We start from the raw sequence: 16,561 nt of genomic DNA, 5'->3' as shown, positions 1-16,561 counted from the left end.
CTTTACCGGCCACGCGGTGTCTACCTCACGTGTCATCGGTTCACGGCAGGGAGACAACGGACATGGGAAAGCTCATCATCAGCACGAACTCCTCGCTCGACGGGGTGGTTCAGGACCCCGACGGCAAGGAGGGCTTCCGGCTCGGAGGCTGGTTCAACGAGTCCGGCGGGGCGGACCTCGGGGCGTGGGCCGAGGTCGAGTTCGAGGAGGCGATGGGCGCGGCGGCACTGCTGCTGGGCCGGCGTAGCGACGAGTGGTTCGCCGCGCGATGGCTGGCCCGGGACGGAGCGTTCGCCGACCGGCTGAACAGCCTGCCCAAGTACGTGGTGTCCAGCACGCCGAGGCAGGCGCACTGGAGCAACGCGACGGTCCTGAACGGCGACGCCGTGGAGGAGGTGCGGAAGCTGAAGCAGACGGTGGACGGCGACATCCTCGTCTACGCCAGCTACCTGCTCGGTGCCACGCTGATCGAACACGACCTGGTCGACGAGCTACGACTGATGATCTTCCCGGTCGTGGTCGGTGCCGGACTGCGTCTGTTCGGTGCGACCAGCCACGCCACACCCGTACGGCTGGTCGAGACCCGGACCGTCGGCGCCGGAGTCGCCTACGTCAGGTACCGCTTCACCACCGCCGGCGGTGCGGCATGAACAAAGGGCGCCGCTGATCGGCGCCCGCGCCCTGCAGGACTTCGGCGCGGCGCCGACGACGGTTGGGGCGCCGCGTCGACGGTCGGGCTGTTCGCGGTCGCGGCCGCCGGACCGCTCCTGGTATCAGGGAACGGCCGACACCGCCCTGACGCGGGTGGGTGCCTACCGGTTCGACGACCCCGCCGGCGAGGTCGGGATCGAGACCCTGCTGGTGCGGTCCGGCGGCGGGCCGGTCCATCAGGTCCCGCTCACCTACCGCGGTGCGCCGCTTCCCGGCGCCGACCGGTGGCTCGTCGGCAACATCGACCACTCCGTGCTCGGTAAGCGCTGGGTGTACGACGGGTGTGCCGATCCGGTCTACGTGACGGCGCTGGCCCGCGCGATCCTCGCGGGTGCCGCCCAGGCCGACGAGTTCATCGAGACCGACGGCCGACTCGAACGTCGTGAGCCCACCATGACCGTTGTCAGCAACGCGCCGTCGAGCGATGTCGAGGTCGGGATCGGCACCGTCGACCACGTGACCGGCGACGACCCCACCCTGATCACGACCCCGACGGTCGTCCTCGCGGTGCTCCGCCGCCTCGACTCCGTCCCCGTAGCGACGGACGCCCGGCTGAGCGGGACGTGGCAGGGGCAACCGACTCCGTCACCGCTGGCCTACGTCCACTGATCGCAGGTAGGGCTGGGTCTACTTCAGGAGTCGGTTCAACGTGCTGTCGGAGGCCGCGGACGTCGTCCTAACGTCGACGCATGACAGATGCGGCTCCCGCTGACCCGGGGCTCCCGCCTTCGAACACCACCGCCCGGCGGCGCGACATCGGGCTCGCCGCCGCGGCCGGTCTCCTTGCCGTTGCGTACTTCCTCGCGCCGCCGCTGCTGTTCCCCGGCAACTCCGATGACTTCCCGCGTGCCTTCGTCGCGTACTGGTCCTCGGGCGGCGGCCGGGACTTCCCGCCCGACCTCCAGCACCTCGTCGACCACCAGTTCCGCTACCACCTGGTGCGGGTGGTGATCGCCCTGCTGCTGCTCGCGGTGCTGCTGACACTGGCCGTCCGGCTCCGGCGGTTCCGGCTACCGGTCGGGGCGCTCGCCCTCGCCGCGGCGGTGCTGCTGATCGCCAACGTCCAGGGGACCGTGTCACCCTTCGGCACGCTGCTGCCGACGCTGGCCTCCGGTCCCGCCACCGCCGAACTGGCCGCCGCCGTGGCCCAGGTCCGGAACCAGGTCGAGAACGGACCGGTGTCACCGGCCCTGGACGTGATGCTCGACGAGTACGTGCGGTGGCACGTGTGGAAGGGCGCCCTCGCCGGCGTGGTGGCGGCCGTCCTCATCGCCCTGTCGGTGGTGACGTGGCGGCAGCGTCGCCGGTGGGTCAGCGTGCTCATCGCGGTGCTGGCCCTGGCCGCGCTGGTGGTCGTGCTGGCCAACGTGGTCACCGTGGCGAACCCCCACCCGGGTTTCCTGCTGCTCATCGAGGGCGGGGCAATCGGATGATCCGGCCCGCTCTCGGTGTTCCTCGCGGCGGTGCCGATGCGCAACGCGGATGTCCTGTGCGCGATGCCCTCCTACGGCGTTGCGTCACCCCACGCGATCGGCGATGAACCCTTCCCCGAACTGCTCGCGTAGACGCACACGGGTCGCGTCCAGCTGTTCGCCGTACCGGGACTGGAGATGATCGGGTCGTCCTGCACCACGCCGGTGAGGACGTAGATGGCCGACCACACGGCCGGGTCACGATCGACAAGACGATCGAAATCCGGGCTGCCCACCGGCTCGTGGCTGGGTGGTGCGGACGCGTTGGTGTACCCGGGTGAAAGGATCCGTCGGGTGGAGAACGATGCGCTGTCCGGTGCGGCGCGGCTGCTGGGCCGGGCTCGTCGGGTGGTGGTCTTCACCGGCGCGGGGATGTCCGCCGAATCGGGCGTGCCGACGTTCCGTGACGGCCTTACCGGGCTGTGGGCCCGCTACGATGCGTCCCGGCTGGCCACTGCGGAGGCGTTCCACGCCGACCCGGATCTGGTGTGGGGCTGGTACGAGTGGCGACGGCTGCGGCTCGTGCGGCCGGGCCCCATGCCGGACATCTGGCGGTGGTCGAGATCGAGGCCCGCCTGCCGGACACCGTAGTGGTCACCCAGAACGTCGACGATCTGCACGAGCGGGCCGGATCCAGGGCGTCGACGATCACGGTGACGGCCGCCGGGTACCGCCGCCACGGTGCGACCGTTGTGGCGCGCTCGTCCGGCCGGGTGTGGTGTGGTTCGGCGAGGTATTGCCGGAAGCGGCGTTGGAGGCCGCGGTGAACGCCGCGGTGAACGCCGCGGCCGCGTGCGGGGTACTGCTGATCGTCGGGACCTCGGGTGTCGTGTACCCGGCGGTCGCAGCGCTGTATGAGACCCACCGGAACGCGCCCTTCCCGAGCCAGTGGCGCGGCGCCGACGTGGCCGGCTCCGACATGGTCCTGCTCGACAGCGACCCGAGTGCTTGCATATCCGTGTGGCTGCAGCAGGGTGGCGTCCTCGACGATTGGAGTTGGAGATCCTTTCGGACCAGGAACAGCGGCTCCTTCGCGTCATCCCCGAACTGGACGACGACGGCCGTGCGTACTATCAGCGAATCCTGGACATGACTGTGCTGATCCTCGAGGTTGACGGTCCGTCGTCATCGGCATGAGCGATCGGACGGGCCACACCGCACCGTCGACGGGTCTCCCCGCCGACACGGCCGACCGCAGGTGGTCAGACCGAGGTGGGCATGGGGCCGCCGAGGTAGGTGACCGCGTCGATCAGGGCGGTGGCCGGGTCCAGGTGCTCGCCTCGGGCGTCGGCGACGACCCGGTGCATGTTCGCGACCAGCCGTTCGCGGTCGGCCCAGTCGGCGAACGGTCCGAGGTCCGCGGCGCGGGCCGCCTCCAGCACCGGAGTTCCGGACGCCATGGCCCGTTCGGCGAGGTCGATGACGAGCCGGTAGTAGCGCTCGTGCTCGTCGAGGACGCGGGCCAGGTCGGGACCGTGGATCAGCGGTCCGTGCCCGGGTACGACGACCGCCGGGTCCAGGTCGGCGATCCACCGCAGCGCTGTGATGGCACCGGTGACCGAGCCCATGAAGACGAGCGGGGTGAGGCCGTGGAACAGCAGGTCGCCGGAGAACAGCACCCGCTGGTCGGGCAGCCAGACCACCGCGTCGCCGGTGGTGTGGGCCGGGTGGCCCGGATGCCGCACCTCGACCCGGTGGCCGCCGGGGTGCAGGGTCAGCGCGTCGCGGAAGGTCACCGACGGGACGCGCCGTTCGACGTCGCCCCAGTCCGGCACCGGATCCCACAACGGTGGACACCCTTCGATGATGGGATCGGTGAGCAGGTGCTCGCGCATCGCCTCGTGTCCGACGATCGTGGTCGCGGCGGGCAGCAGGCTGTTGCCGTACGTGTGGTCGCCGTGGGTGTGCGTGTTCACCGCCCAGCGCACGGGCGTGGCGCCGGTGTGCGCGTCCACCACGGCGAGGAACGCGCGGGTGCGCTCCTCCGTCGCACAGGTGTCGACCACCACGACGCCGTCGTCGCCGAGGATGAACCCGGCGTTGTTGACCCACCAGGTGCCGTCCGGTTGGACGTATGCCCACACCCGGTCGCCGATCGCGTGCGCGTCGCCCGGGGGGAGTCGCTTCACTGACACGTCGAGCCTCTTTCCGGTTCATGCGGGACGGTACCGGAAGACTATCGGGGGCCGCTCACACCCGACGACCTCCACGACCACGCCGCAGGTCGAGCATCCACCGTGACGAGGAGCCTCTCGGTCGGCGCCTTCCCGATGCACGGTCGCCGTCCCGCCACCCACTCGTTTCCTGACCGCGAGCGTGAGCTCGCCGCGCAGGTCGAGCGGCGGCGCGAGGCCGGGGTGCAGCCCCACGCGATCGGCGAGCGGGCCGTCGGTGGTCCCGGGCGGTGGCCGGGTGGGTCACCGCCCAGGACGTCGACTACGTCGCCCGCGGGGCGGTGTCGTCGACGCGTACACGGCCGCTGGTGGCGGGGAGCGTCTGCTGTGGCCGTCCGGCGTAGTGGGCGCGCCAGAATCCGGCTGCCGGTTGGGTCACGGTTCCGGCGAAGCGGTGTCCCTGCGGGGCGGAGGTGGTGGTGGTCACGGTGGCGACGGTTTGCCATTCGCCTCCGGTCAGCGGCCGGTACTGGATCTCCACCGGTTGGCGGGTGGGGTTCCCACCGGTGACGAACTTCAGGCTTCCTTGGACTGCGACCTGGTCGGTGCCGGTGCGGGTGGCGGTGAAGTCGACGAACTCGGTCCGGTGCAGCACCACCACCTGCGCGCTGGTCTTGGTCACCGATCCGAGGAACGGGTCGATGTCGTGGTGGCCGAGTTCCAACCAGCCGCTGATGGCGGGCGTCATGGTGACGGTGTAGTTGCCGTTGGCGTCGGTGGTGACGCTGTCCACGCCGGGGTTGCATTCGCCGCCGAAGACCGAGCACCACGAGATGCCGATGTAGGCGTCGGGAACGGGCTGCCATCCCTCGCCGAGGTTGCGGGTGAGCTGGCCGGTGACGGTGAGCTCCTGCGGGTAGACCAACCTGGTGCTGCTCACCGACAGGGTCAGCCGCGTCGGCGCTCCCCGCACACCGATCGGCAGTTGCGGCGAGTTGCCGGCGAAGAAGCCGGGGTGGTCGTCGGTGGACGGGTACTGGGCCTGGACCCAACCTTGGCCGCCCATGGTCACGGTCACGGCGAAGGTGCCGTCTGCGCGTGTCGTCGTCGAGGGGGCGCCACCCGGACCGGCCGGCGGATATGCCGTCCCGTACACGGGGAAGCCGGCCAGCGGCTGGACCAGGCCGGTCGGCCACCGTCCCATCAGGCGTCCGCGGATGGTGACCTGGCGCTGCTGGTAGGTCACCTCGGTGCGGTTGGTGCTCATCTGGTCGAAGAACGTGCGGGCGAAGTACGCGAGGACACCGGCGTCGTTGCGTCGGGTGGTGGCGCCGTCGGCGTCGGTGACCTCGATGTCCAGCCGGTAGACCCCCAGGTCCGGCAACCGGAGGGACGCGCTTTCCCACACGGTGGTGGCGCCGGAATCCTGCACCAGGCTGAACGCGCTGGTGGTTGCCACCTCATCGGTGGTGAACTGCCGGAACAAATGCGCGGTGATCCGGGTGATCGGCGCGTCGGCGGTCACCGATACCTGGATCCGCGACAGGTCCTGTTCGTTGGTGGTGGCCCAGTTGACCACCGGCGCATTCGCCGCGTACGCGGCGCCCGGTGCCAACAGGCCACCCGCGATGACTGCCGCGCCCACCGTCGCTGTCGCTACGGCTGCCCTTATCCGTCGCACCTCGCCCCTCCTTCGGTTCCGGCGGCCGTCGTGACCACGCGCGCGAAGGTTAATCGATGGCGGTGCCCGACCTCATCGGCCAGCTGACCGGTACCGCCCCGCTGAAGTCCTGACCCGCACCACCGCCAGCCCCAGGGCAAGCACGGCGGGGACACCGAGGGACACCAGAGCCCCGACCGGTGCCGACAGCGGGTACCGGCTCTCCCGGACCCAGTTGCTCCACCACTGCGCAGCCCAGTACGACGTCCTCCATGCGTCCGACCGGTACGCCGCCGCGGCAGCCACGCCGAGGGCGACGGCGAGCAGGCCCGGGTAGAGCCAGCCCGGGATCACGCGCCGCAGCCGGCGAAGCACGATCGCCACCGCCACCGCCACCACCACGGCGATGGCCAGTGCCCATCCGACGGCGACGGGCTGACGCCACATCAGAGGCGATCCGAACCGATCCGCCAGTGTGTTGAACCAGCCCGTCCACGCCAGTCCCGCGCACACAGCGAATGCGACGACCGGCGCGGCGCCCGGCCCTGAGGAGGCACCGCAGCGCCATCAGCACCGAGACTGCCGCGAGCGCCGTGACCGCCCCCGTCAGCGGAATGTGTATCCCGTCGACCGGGTAGGACCCGACTGGCCACCACCGTGCGCCGACCCAGCTGCCCAGAAGCATCAGCGGCGGCAGCGTCAGCCCGGTGACCACCAGGTACAGGAACACCGGTACGGCCATGGCCGCTGCCAGGTCGCCCGGGCCCGAGCCGCTCGACGAGCCCTCGACGTACCGGCCCGACCGCACCGGCTCCGCCGCGCCGTACAGGCCCGTGAGACAGGGCGTCACGTGGCCGGACGGAACATGCGTGATCCGGGTGCCGACCCCTCGACGTGTCCGATGCTTCCGTGACCCACGTGAAGGCCGCCGGACCCCTGGATGTCTCCGACAGCGCGGATCTGATCTCCCGGCCTGAACCATGACCACACGGCGGCTCACCTCGGCTCACTCGGCTACACCGGTCAGCCAAACCTGTGGCGGACCCAAGGGCCATCACCCGAACTGCCAGTGGTCACGGGCGTTCGGCGTCCGCCGAAAGTGGACGACGGTGCCGCCGTGCCCCCGGCACCGCCGGCCTGAATCGTCATGACCGCAGGCGGACACGCTGCTACCGGCCTGCGGTCATGGCGGCAGCCCTCGGCCATTGGACGTGGCCGAGGGCTGCCGTTGTGGTGCGGGCGTTCAGAGAGCCTTGCCGTTGACGAGCAGTTGGGCCGGTCCGCTGGGAGTGACAGCGCCGGTTGTGACGGTCCCGTATGTGGCTTCGCCCTCGGTGATGGCGCCGTCGGTGGTGCTGCCGGCGGTGATCACCCCGTCGGTGACGGTGCCGTCGACGATCGCTCCGTCGGTGACGGCACCTTCCGTGGTGTCGTTGCTGATGATCGTGACGCCCGGGGAGCCGCCGAGGCACGAGCTCGGGTTCTCGCCGGGGGCGGCGTCCCAGTCCCCCCACTGCGTGCTGCTGACCGGTACGAACGTGTAGTGGTGGTTCCCGGCGCATAGGACGGACTCGCCGCCCAGCCGTTGAGGATGAAACCGGACTGGACACCGACCTGCGAACCGGCCTGGGTGGCGGCCTGCGACAGCTACTGGGACGTCGGCTGCGTCGCCGTGAACGAGAGACTCTTGTTGTCGACGGCCCGCTGCAACGCCGTGTTGTTGTAGCCGAGGACGGTCTGCACGTCGCCCTTGCCGACGAAGCCTTTGCCGGTGGTCGAGTCGAAGGTGACAGACGCGAGCGCGGGGGCGACGCCGACGGTGAGCGCCGTCGCCGAAATGGCAACGGTGGAGATGAGGGTGCCGAGAATACGCGTGCTGTGCCCTTCGTGGTGAGGTTCAAGTTGGCGATTGCCGACGACGGCGGGAGAGAGAGCCCTAGCCGTTTCAACCGTCAGTGACCGGTGATTTGGTGCTTCACCACACTAAGCATGGAAAGAGCATGGACAACAACGCCCGGCAGGCGGCGGAACCTTTCGAGTCAAAGCGCAACCGAAGGTATGGGCAACAAGGACGAATAGCGGAAAGGGTGGCTCGTTCGGCGTTTTCACTGTCGGCCTCGAAAACAACCGAGGCAGTAACACATTCGTGTTGTCTCCGCTGCTCAGCGGAGAACCAAGTCCGTGTGAGCGAATCATTTCTTCGTCGAGGCCGCGCCGCCTCATTGCCGACCCGAGAATGCGTCGACGAGCTGACCGAATCGCCTTTCGTCCCGAGCGGGGGCCGATGCCGGGCGATGATCGGCCGCTCGTACTACAGTTCCGAAGCGCCACGTGTGTGCACTGACCGGCTCGGTACCCGACCACGGCTGCCACCCGCGAAGGCTGCCGTCCACGGAACGTCTGTGGAACGCCCGTTCGGTGAGACTGGCTACCGGATCCGAGGGGACACCGTGTCAATACGATCGATACTCGCGCGTGGGCTGCTTGCGACCATGCTCTCCGCGGTCATGGGCGCCGCTCTGAGCCAGGCATTGCCGACGGGCGGGACCGCCATACCCAGTGGTATGGGCACATACAAGGTTCCACCCCCGCCGCCGCCACCGGGTCCGGGTGGGCTCTGGCTGTAGCGCCGATCCGTTGGGCGCCCCGGGCAGACGGCAGGGAACACGGACGAACGCCTCGAAGACACCTGTCCTAGGAGGTCCTATGCGCATCACACGTCGACCATTCCGTTTCCTGGCCGTGGTCACACTGGCCGTGGTCTGCGCAGCCGGTTCCGGAACCCCGTCACCGGGAAGTGGAGCTGCGGCGGACTCGGCGGCCAGCGTCACCGCCGCCGGCAATCTGAGCGGAGGCAAGGTCCCGCCTCCCCCTCAGCCGAACGTTTGACCACCTCACGGTCGAACTCCATCGCCCTGGTCGACAAGGGCAGCAAGGGCAAGCGAGCACGCCGGGTGCCGCTCATCGAGGAGATCCGGAGATGATCGGCCACCGGCTCGACCAGGCCAAGGCGCCCGACCTGCGGCTGTTCACCGGGCCTCGTGGCGGGCGCATCAGTACGGCTGTGCTCCGTGACGCCACCTACTGGGACGACGTCGTGGCCGGGTTCGGGTTCGAGCAAGAGCGCCGGCACGACCTGCGGCACACCGGTCTGACCTGGCTGACCGATGCCGGGGTCCCGGCGCACATGCTCCGCAAGATCGCCGGCCACGGGTCGCTGTCGACGACGCGGCGCTACCTGCACCCGGACAGGCGGTCGATCGTCGGCGCAGGCGGCCTGCCGGGTCCGGAGCGATGGTTCCGAACAGGAGACCGACCGGCTGCGGGCTCGCGGCGGCCTCACGCGGGCACCACGTACTCCTCGAAGTCAAGCGCGTGCGCCCGCAGGTACTCCCCGAACAGTGGCACCGCGAGCTGCAGCTGCCCGTCGGCGACCCGCGCGTACGCACGCTCCTGCAGCTCCCGCACCGCGAGCGCACCGCCGACCCGGACCGCCTCTTCGACCGACAGCCGTTTGCGCTGTGAGGTGGCGAAGCACGCCAGGATCCGTTTCTCCCCGGCGGTGAACAGGTCGCGCCGTCGCGCCTCCGACACCGATACGCCGTCCGACTCCTGCAACGGCTGCCCAAGGTACTGCACGTCATCGATGAACCCGTCGATGATCCGGTCCAGCTCCGCCGGATCGGCCACGGCGTAGCCGCCGCTCATGAGCAGGCCGCTCTCGATACGCCGGCGCAGCCGCCCCCACAGGAACGGTCGCAGTCCGAGCCGGCGGTGGACGAAGTCGCGGAAGGCGATCGGCAGGACCACCGGGGCCCGCAGTTCGTCGATCACCCGTACGCCCTCCTCGACGGCGAGCAGCGGCGGCCCGAAGTAGGTGATGCCGTCGCGCCAGCTCAGGTCGGCCGGACAGCCGATCAGCTCCCACGTCTCGAGCTCGGCGGCGTTGCGGTAAAAGCGCTGGACGGTGGCGATGACGGCGAGGTTCCGCCACCGCTTGTGGCCCAGGCGCACCGCGAGGCGCTGCAGCGGCGAGTCGGCCCCGTGGGAGAGCAACCGGTCGAACTCGTCCAGGATGATGCCGACCGGCCTCCCCGCCGCGGCCAGGTCGATCTGGTCGAGGGCGGTGGCCGGGTCGGCGACGGGCCGGGCGATCGACAGGTCGAGCTCGCTGCCGGCCTTGTCGATGAGGACGTGGGCGAGTGACTCGAGGTAGGCATCGCCCTCGGCGTCGACCGGGTCGACGAAGAGGTCGACCTTCATGAAGCCACGCAGCCAGCCGCGGCTCATCCCCTGCCGGCAGGCGTGCACGGCCAGGGTGGTCTTGCCGGCGCCCCGCGGTCCGAACACGGCGACGGGCGCCCGGACCGTCGCGCTCGGGTGCATCGTGCCCAGGATCTGGGTGAGCTGCTCATGACGGCCACGGAACAGTGTCAGGTCCACCCATTCCGAGTCCGACCCGCTGCCCCCGTCGAGCCCGGTGCGCGGCTTGAGCTCGACCGTCCGTTCCTCGACGCCGTCGCCGAGCGTGAGCTGCGCGTCGGTGCCCGGCAGCGCGAACGGCGCGCTCATGTAGAACGCCGCGTCCGGCACGCCCACGGCGTACTCGGCCAGGGTGAACCGTGCGTTCTCGCCCAGCAGCACCTGGCAGCGTCGGGTGCCCTCGGCGTTGACCAGGCACACGCGGGGCGGCAGCTCGCCGCCGGGCGCGTCCACCACCACCGCCACGTCGGCGAGTGATCCCGTCCGCTGCTCGGCGCCGCGGCCGGCGAGCCCGTCGAGCTCGTCGGCGAGCGGGCCGAGCTCGGTCAGAGACTGCACCGCCCGCCGGGCCTGCCACGGCAGGTGGTACATCGCCTCGCAGGCGCGGGCGAGGTCGTCCAGCAGCCGGGGCTCGTCGGCCAGGCGCTCGGCGACCTGCGCGTCGATGACGTAGCGGTCCAGCAGCTCGGACAGGTCGAGCTGACCGACGACCGAGCGCCAGTTGCCAGGGTTGCTCTTCGCGCTGTTCTCGCCCGGCACGTACCGGGTCCGGGGCCGGGTCAGGCCGAGCACTTCCAGCAAGGCGGCGTGGTCGAGCCTGATACGGAAGCGGCGCGGACCCGTTCGGTTCATCACATACCAGGCCAGCCACGGGGCCCTCCGGAGCAGTTCGTGCAGCCGCAGCAGCTGCGGGCCCGTGAGCCCGCGCGCGTCGAGCGTCATGCGGCTGTGGTGCGGCCGGTTCTGCCGGCCGACGAGCCACTCGTTGACCAGGTTCAGGACCCGCGACACGGCGCGGGCCCGGGTCCGGGCGTGATCGGTGACCTGGGCCCGCATGAAGCTGGTGAGGGCGTCGGTGAAGACATCCACCGCAGGTCGCGCCGCGAACAGCGACGCGGTCAGGTGCCGCAGCTCCGCCGTCTCGCCCGGGCCCGCCGAGGGCGACACGACCGGGAACGCGGCCTCCACGCACAGCTCGGCGACGATCAGCGACAGCACGAGCCGCCCTTGCCGGAAGGCGAGCAGGTCGTCGAACGGCACGCGGTAGACCCGCAGCAGCCGGGAGATCCGTGAGTGCTCGTCCGGGTCGCGCAGCGCGCTCTGCACCAGGTCGTCGAGCGCGAACTGCAGCGCCGCCCGGGACGCTGGATCGCCGTCCTCGGCCTCGGTGGGCAGGAGCATCCGCGCGCGCTCCAAGGTGCGCTCCTGGCTGGTGAACGTGTCGCGCGCGGCGACATCCGCCGGCTCTCCGCCGGGCACCAGCTCCAGCGCGGGGACCGGCCCGAAGTCGAGCCCCAGCGCGTCATGGAAGCCGAGCTCCCGCAGTAGCTGCCCAAGCGTCTGCAACAGGTCGTGGAGCAGATCGCCGCCCGGTAACGGCAGCAGATACTCGATCACGTACCGGCGGCCGCTGGGATGGGCGACCCCGATGAGCAGCGCCGGTCCGGCCTCCTCGGTGCCGCCGCCGAGGAACGCCCCGCTCTGGCCGCGGATGCTGAAGCCGCCATTGACTCGCTCGACGATGGGTTCGCTGACGACCGGGACATCGTCGCGAAGCTCCACCGCCGCGGCCAGGCCGCCGACCAGGTCGTGGCGGAACACGGGCTCCGGGGGCGTCTCGACGCCGGGGGTCGGGCACACGTCGACCACGGTGATCAGGACCTCGGATTCGCCGAGGACCGACAGCAGGCGCTCGGCGGCCGCATGGGCGGTGGCCGACGTGACGCAGTCGAGGAATCCGGCGCCACGAACCGCCGTCCCGGTGTCTGTCGGCACCTCGGCGGCGTCGAACCAGCCGTGCGTCGTCTCGCACACGAGAATGTGCGGCGGCGCCGAGGACCGGAAGCCGACCAGCATGACCGGGCTGCGGTACGGGTTCGTCTGCGGAATGGTCAGCTCGCTGAGCTTCAGCTGCCGCTTGTGGAAGGCGAACCAGGCCTCGACCGTGGCGCGCCGCGGCGGCGCCGGATCGATCATGGTGAGGGCGGGCCATTGGGGCATCAGGTCGCCGAGGGCGTCGGCTCGGGCGAGGGTGTGCGCGAGCATCGTCGCGGCGTCGCCGGTGGTCGCCGCGGCCCATTGGTCGATCGTCAGGTGGCGGCCGCCGCGCCGCAGCTCGAGCCGCCATCGGCCGGCGACCACCGGGTTGCCGCGTCCGTCGGCTAGGCGCAGCTCGATCCGGCCACCCTCGGCGGCGTCGCCGACGGTGAGCGCGTGCTGCGCCACGACCGCCTGCCCGCCCGGCCCGAACACGGTCAGCCGGCCGGCCGGGTCGCCGGCCAGGTCGGCCGGCCGCGGCCCGTCGTGGTCGGCGGCCCACGGCTCCAGCTGCGGCGCGGCGAGGATCAGGCCGAATCGCTCGTGCTGCACGTGCAGCGGCCGCAGCGCCGGGGCCTGGGTGTCGACCACGGTGATCAGCAGACCGTCGCCGCCCGCGCCGAGGCGGACCGCGCTGATGTTCGAGCGCACCGACGGACCGCCGCCGCGCAGATTCATGGGGCGCAGCGTCTGCGCGCGCTGGTTGAGCATGAACCACGACGCCCGGCTGTTCGCCGCACCGGCTGCCATACGACTCCTCACTTGGACGGGTTGACGGGCGGGCGGGCCACGCCGACCGCGGGCAGCAGGTTCTCGCGGACCGTCCACGACTCGGCGACGGCCGCCTTGGTGCCGCGGGGCGCCTCGAACGGTGTCCAGGCCACGAGGTTCGCCACGTGCAGCGCCCTGAGGATCCCCAGGTTCTCGCTGTCCTCGCTGAGCAGCACGAACCGGGCGGCGGGGTTCGCGCCGGCGCCGCCGGAGATGTACCCCACCGCGACTTTGTCGTCGGCCTCGGACGGGTGACCGGCCTCGACCCGGATGCCGGGCGGCAGCGCCCGCCATCCCGTCGGGAGCGGCCCCAGCACCTCGTAGGCTCGCTCCTTGCTCTTCGCCGCGATCACCACGTTCGTCGCCGGGATGTCGTACTCCCGGGCCGCGTGCGCGATCGCCGCCGGCAGCACGCTGCGCCAGAAGTTCAGCAGACCGGTCGGGTACGCCACGGGGTCCCGGTCGAAGTGCAGCTTGAACCGCATGCACAGGTTCTCGAGGTCCACCACGAGATCGACGGGCGGGGCGAGGAACGCCCGCAGAAGGCCGGGAAGGGCCGCGGTACCGGTGCCCGGGGCCGCCTCGAACGCGGTCGGCAGCCCGTACCGCCCGGGCGGATCGGCCCCGGCGTCGATGTCGCGCAGGATCCTCGCCCAGGCCGCCTCGCGGTCGGTGAGTCTGGCCTGGTCCATCACCTCGGGGAGCAGTGTCTTGTCCAGCATCAGCTCCAGGTCGTCCAGGACTGCCGACCGAGCCGCCGCACCCCACCGCCCCGCCGCCCCGATCCGGCGGACAGCCGAGGCCAGCAGCCCGGCCCAGCCGCCGCACGCGCCCAGCACCTCCTCGGCGTCCTCACCGGGGCAGCCCAGCGCCGCGAGCAGGGCCGCGGCCGGCTCGCGGTCGAGGAAGGGGAACCGCGCCGGCACGAAGCCGCGCTCGGCCAGCTCGCCGGAGAGGCGGACGAGCTCCTTGCTGTTGGACCGCCGCGCGAAGCGGGTCAGATAGTGGATGCTCGGAAATCGGGTGATGTAGCACAGTCCGAGCCGGACGGGCCGCTCGTGGTGCATCTGGTCGCTGTGCACGAACTGCACCAGCCGCGACACACTGACCGCGTCGACGAAGCCGTCCGCGTGCCACTGGGCGTCATCCCACTCGTCGAGCACCAGCACGACTACGCGGGTGCCGTCGTCGGCGTACCGCTCCGCCAGGGCCTCGGGCAGCCGCCGCACGGCCGTTTGCGGATTCAGTACCTCGGTCAGGCCGAGCACCTGCGACAGGGACACCCAGAAGCCGGCGCCGCTGGTCGCCTCCCGGTCGGCGGTGAGGCGCCAGTAGGCGTACCGGAACCCGTGCATCAGGTGCGGCTGGTCCTGCGCGAGCAACCGGAAGAAGCTGCTCTTGCCGGAGTCGACGGCACCGACGATGCAGACCCGAGGGTTGCGGTCGGCCCGGATCTGGCCGAGGAACCACGTCGCGTGCGACTGCCAAGGGTCCGGCACGGCGCCGTCGGCGGCCGCCCGAGGGTTCGGCGGCAAGTGCCCGCCTACCCCGTCGGGCACCGGCTCGCTCCGCCCGGTCAGCGCGGTCCCTCGGCGCACCGCGGTTTCCTCGGCGCGCACGTTGCCCAGCAGCACCCGCCATCGGCCCCGGTCGAGCAGGTCAGGGGGCACTTCGGGGGCCGCCCGCCCGATCGCGTCGATGAGTCGCAGCAGCTGATCGGGCTCCCGCGGCACCGAGGCACCGGTGATCCAGTTGTTGACCGTCGAGCGGGGCGGGCCGCCCAGGCTCTCGAGGGCCTGGTACGAGGGCGAGCCCGCCGCTCGCAGCAGCCGCTCCAGCTCCGCCGCCAGTGCTCCTCGCGCGTGATGCATGGTCAGATGAGCTCCTGCCGGGGGTGCGCAGTGTCCGATTCGCCTTACTGCAGGAAACCTGCCCGTCGCGGACCGTGACATCGTCTGAACGTCTCCGAGATGCTCCGACCTTCTCCGGATCCAATGCCGGACGTCCATGGCCTGCCGTCTGATGGGTGGAGCCGCGAAGGACGCGGCACCCTCGGAATGGAGTCGCCATGTTCACCATCCCCCAGGTCCGCATCAGCGTCGTTCCCCGGCTCGTCATCGCGGTGGCGGTCGGCGTCACGCTCGTGATCACCGCGATCGTCAGCGGGCCGGCGCTGCTGATACTGCCGTTCGTACCGGGCGCCGACGCCCGGGCCGATCAGATCGCCGGCCGGCTGATGGACTGGGCCACCCTGGCCCTCACGATCGGCGAGAGCCGCGGGCCATGATCGGCGGTTCCTCACGGAGATCGCCGCGGTCGCCGACGCCCAGCGCAGCGAGATCGTCGCCGCGCCCTGTCCGCCGGCCGCGGCGACGCCGACACCATCGGCTTCCTGGACGCCCCGCTGCGCACCTGCCGCTACGACGGCCACCTGTGGGCCCTCCGTTCGATGTCGGGTAGCTCCGGCGCATTGCTGCGCCGGAGCCCTCGCAGAACCGTGCGTGCCACTCGTCGCGGCACACGGCTCAAGCAAGCCTCGGAGGCATGGCAGGCGTCCACGAGGCGAAGCCGATGCATGTCATCTCATCGGCATCAGAAGTGTCCGCGCTCGCTGGCGCTGCCGGACTGGGACTCCCTCGTCTGGCTGGCGTCCTCGCTCGTGAAACATTCCGCAAACCGGTTCGCCGGCTGGGGCGACGTGGTCATGTTCGCCGCCTGCACCGCCGCGCGCATCGGCGAGGTGTCCGGTGTGCGGGCCGGTGACATCGACCGGGACACCTGGACCTGGACCGTCCGACGCCAGACCACCCCAGGTCCCGGCGGTCTGGTCGACAAGGGCACCAAAGGCAAGCGGGCACGCCGGGTGCCCCTCATCGAGGAGATCCGAGAGATGGTCGGCCATCGGCTCGACCAAGCCAAGTCGCCGACTCGCGGCTGTTCACCGGCCCTCGCGGCGGGCGCATCAGCACGGCCGTGCTCCGCGACGCCACCCACTGGGACGACGTGGTGGCCGAGCTCGGGTTCGAGCACCTACGCCGGCACGACCTACGGCACACCGGGCTGACCTGGCTGGCCGACGCCGGGGTACCGGTCCACGTGCTCCGCAAGATCGCCGGCCACGGGTCGCTGTCGACAACGCAGCGCTACCTGCACCCGGACAGGCGGTCGATCGAAGCGGCCGGTGAGGCGCTGAGCAGGCACCTGTCGGTCCGCCGGTCCCCAGACGGTCCCCGGCCCCGGGCGGTCTAGATCATGAGCCAGCGATGATGGCGCAACAGAAAGGGCCGCTGACCTGGATTTTCATCCGGCCAAGCGGCCCCGCCATCGTGTCGGGACGGCCGGATTCGAACCGACGACCCCTTGACCCCCAGGCAATGATCATGGCACCCAGGCCGGGCGTTCAATCATCGTGAGGTGGGCCAGCAGTCTGCGAACGTCCATCCATGACCGGCCGCGGGTGCTCCCGTTGTCACCCAGTTAGACACCCCGCTCGGACTGTGGTGGCCAGAAAGTCCGAGCATCGGACTCACAAT

Annotated in this window: 13 protein-coding genes and 2 pseudogenes; 10 read left to right on the top strand and 5 right to left on the bottom strand. The window is 70.9% G+C overall.

The annotated features are described in order from the left end of the window. Positions 1-62: 62 nt before the first annotated feature. From Voc01_RS48760 to Voc01_RS55115, 6 genes are all read left to right on the top strand, one after another. Entirely contained in the window at positions 63-650 is a 588-nt protein-coding gene (locus Voc01_RS48760) for a dihydrofolate reductase family protein (RefSeq protein WP_203934624.1), read from the top strand. Further along, the gene (locus Voc01_RS48755) at positions 640-1,320 is read left to right on the top strand and encodes a maltokinase N-terminal cap-like domain-containing protein (RefSeq protein WP_239161045.1); all 681 of its coding nucleotides are present in this window, start codon (positions 640-642) and stop codon (positions 1,318-1,320) included. The genes Voc01_RS48760 and Voc01_RS48755 overlap by 11 nt, the downstream gene beginning before the upstream one ends. An 80-nt stretch (positions 1,321-1,400) precedes the next feature. Then, positions 1,401-2,144 (top strand): hypothetical protein, encoded by a 744-nt coding sequence (locus Voc01_RS48750; RefSeq protein ID WP_203934623.1) that lies wholly within the window; start codon positions 1,401-1,403, stop codon positions 2,142-2,144. A 216-nt stretch (positions 2,145-2,360) separates the two neighbouring features. Then, positions 2,361-2,774 (top strand): SIR2 family NAD-dependent protein deacylase, encoded by a 414-nt coding sequence (locus Voc01_RS55125; RefSeq protein WP_507772770.1) that lies wholly within the window; start codon positions 2,361-2,363, stop codon positions 2,772-2,774. After that, on the top strand, positions 2,672-2,950 hold the full coding sequence (locus Voc01_RS55120) for a Sir2 family NAD-dependent protein deacetylase (protein WP_507772769.1): 279 nt from the start codon (positions 2,672-2,674) through the stop codon (positions 2,948-2,950). The genes Voc01_RS55125 and Voc01_RS55120 overlap by 103 nt, the downstream gene beginning before the upstream one ends. Next, complete coding sequence (locus Voc01_RS55115) at positions 2,902-3,276, top strand: hypothetical protein (RefSeq protein ID WP_507772768.1); 375 nt, start codon at positions 2,902-2,904, stop codon at positions 3,274-3,276. The genes Voc01_RS55120 and Voc01_RS55115 overlap by 49 nt, the downstream gene beginning before the upstream one ends. A 109-nt stretch (positions 3,277-3,385) precedes the next feature. Here the strand turns inward: Voc01_RS55115 and Voc01_RS48740 are convergent, their stop codons facing one another. From Voc01_RS48740 to Voc01_RS48730, 3 genes are all read right to left on the bottom strand, one after another. Next, positions 3,386-4,318 (bottom strand): MBL fold metallo-hydrolase, encoded by a 933-nt coding sequence (locus Voc01_RS48740; protein ID WP_239161044.1) that lies wholly within the window; start codon positions 4,316-4,318, stop codon positions 3,386-3,388. A gap of 301 nt (positions 4,319-4,619) precedes the next feature. Then, positions 4,620-5,942 carry a hypothetical protein gene (locus tag Voc01_RS48735; RefSeq protein WP_203934622.1) on the bottom strand — a complete coding sequence of 441 codons (1,323 nt, stop codon included), beginning with the start codon at positions 5,940-5,942 and terminating at the stop codon, positions 4,620-4,622. Positions 5,943-6,050: 108 nt separating this feature from the next. Next, a complete protein-coding gene (locus Voc01_RS48730; protein WP_203934621.1) occupies positions 6,051-6,404 on the bottom strand; it encodes a hypothetical protein in 354 nt (117 codons plus the stop codon). An 872-nt stretch (positions 6,405-7,276) separates the two neighbouring features. On the opposite strand from Voc01_RS48730, the gene Voc01_RS48725 reads away from it, so the two are divergent. Both Voc01_RS48725 and Voc01_RS54515 read left to right on the top strand, forming a co-directional pair. After that, entirely contained in the window at positions 7,277-7,501 is a 225-nt protein-coding gene (locus Voc01_RS48725; protein ID WP_203934620.1) for a hypothetical protein, read from the top strand. A gap of 1,371 nt (positions 7,502-8,872) precedes the next feature. Further along, a pseudogene (locus Voc01_RS54515) lies at positions 8,873-9,231 on the top strand (tyrosine-type recombinase/integrase); the annotation flags it as partial. A gap of 65 nt (positions 9,232-9,296) precedes the next feature. Here Voc01_RS54515 and Voc01_RS53785 read toward each other — a convergent pair. Together Voc01_RS53785 and Voc01_RS48715 are read right to left on the bottom strand one after the other, a co-directional pair. Next, positions 9,297-13,007 (bottom strand): ATP-binding protein, encoded by a 3,711-nt coding sequence (locus Voc01_RS53785; protein WP_239161043.1) that lies wholly within the window; start codon positions 13,005-13,007, stop codon positions 9,297-9,299. 8 nt (positions 13,008-13,015) lie between these two features. Further along, positions 13,016-14,899, bottom strand: coding sequence for a hypothetical protein (locus Voc01_RS48715; RefSeq protein ID WP_203934618.1), 1,884 nt, complete (start codon positions 14,897-14,899; stop codon positions 13,016-13,018). A 197-nt stretch (positions 14,900-15,096) separates the two neighbouring features. On the opposite strand from Voc01_RS48715, the gene Voc01_RS48710 reads away from it, so the two are divergent. Together Voc01_RS48710 and Voc01_RS54510 are read left to right on the top strand one after the other, a co-directional pair. Further along, positions 15,097-15,315: a hypothetical protein gene (locus Voc01_RS48710; RefSeq protein ID WP_203934617.1), complete on the top strand. Its 219-nt coding sequence runs from the start codon at positions 15,097-15,099 to the stop codon at positions 15,313-15,315. 315 nt (positions 15,316-15,630) lie between these two features. After that, positions 15,631-16,277: pseudogene (locus Voc01_RS54510) on the top strand (tyrosine-type recombinase/integrase); the annotation flags it as partial. Between the last annotated feature and the right edge of the window lie 284 nt (positions 16,278-16,561).

Origin of the sequence: Virgisporangium ochraceum (assembly GCF_016863655.1) — a bacterium.
GTDB classification, from domain to species: Bacteria; Actinomycetota; Actinomycetes; order Mycobacteriales; family Micromonosporaceae; genus Virgisporangium; species Virgisporangium ochraceum.
This window is presented reverse-complemented; position numbering and strand designations above follow the sequence as displayed.

Bases quoted from the DNA above. Each gene is read 5' to 3' on its own strand.
- Voc01_RS48760 (WP_203934624.1), top strand. From the start codon at position 63: ATGGGAAAGCTCATCATCAGCACGAACTCCTCGCTCGACGGGGTGGTT.
- Voc01_RS48750 (WP_203934623.1), top strand. From the start codon at position 1,401: ATGACAGATGCGGCTCCCGCTGACCCGGGGCTCCCGCCTTCGAACACC.
- Voc01_RS55125 (WP_507772770.1), top strand. From the start codon at position 2,361: ATGGCCGACCACACGGCCGGGTCACGATCGACAAGACGATCGAAATCC.
- Voc01_RS48730 (WP_203934621.1), bottom strand. From the start codon at position 6,404: ATGTGGCGTCAGCCCGTCGCCGTCGGATGGGCACTGGCCATCGCCGTG.
- Voc01_RS53785 (WP_239161043.1), bottom strand. From the start codon at position 13,007: ATGGCAGCCGGTGCGGCGAACAGCCGGGCGTCGTGGTTCATGCTCAAC.
- Voc01_RS48715 (WP_203934618.1), bottom strand. From the start codon at position 14,899: ATGCATCACGCGCGAGGAGCACTGGCGGCGGAGCTGGAGCGGCTGCTG.
- Voc01_RS48710 (WP_203934617.1), top strand. From the start codon at position 15,097: ATGTTCACCATCCCCCAGGTCCGCATCAGCGTCGTTCCCCGGCTCGTC.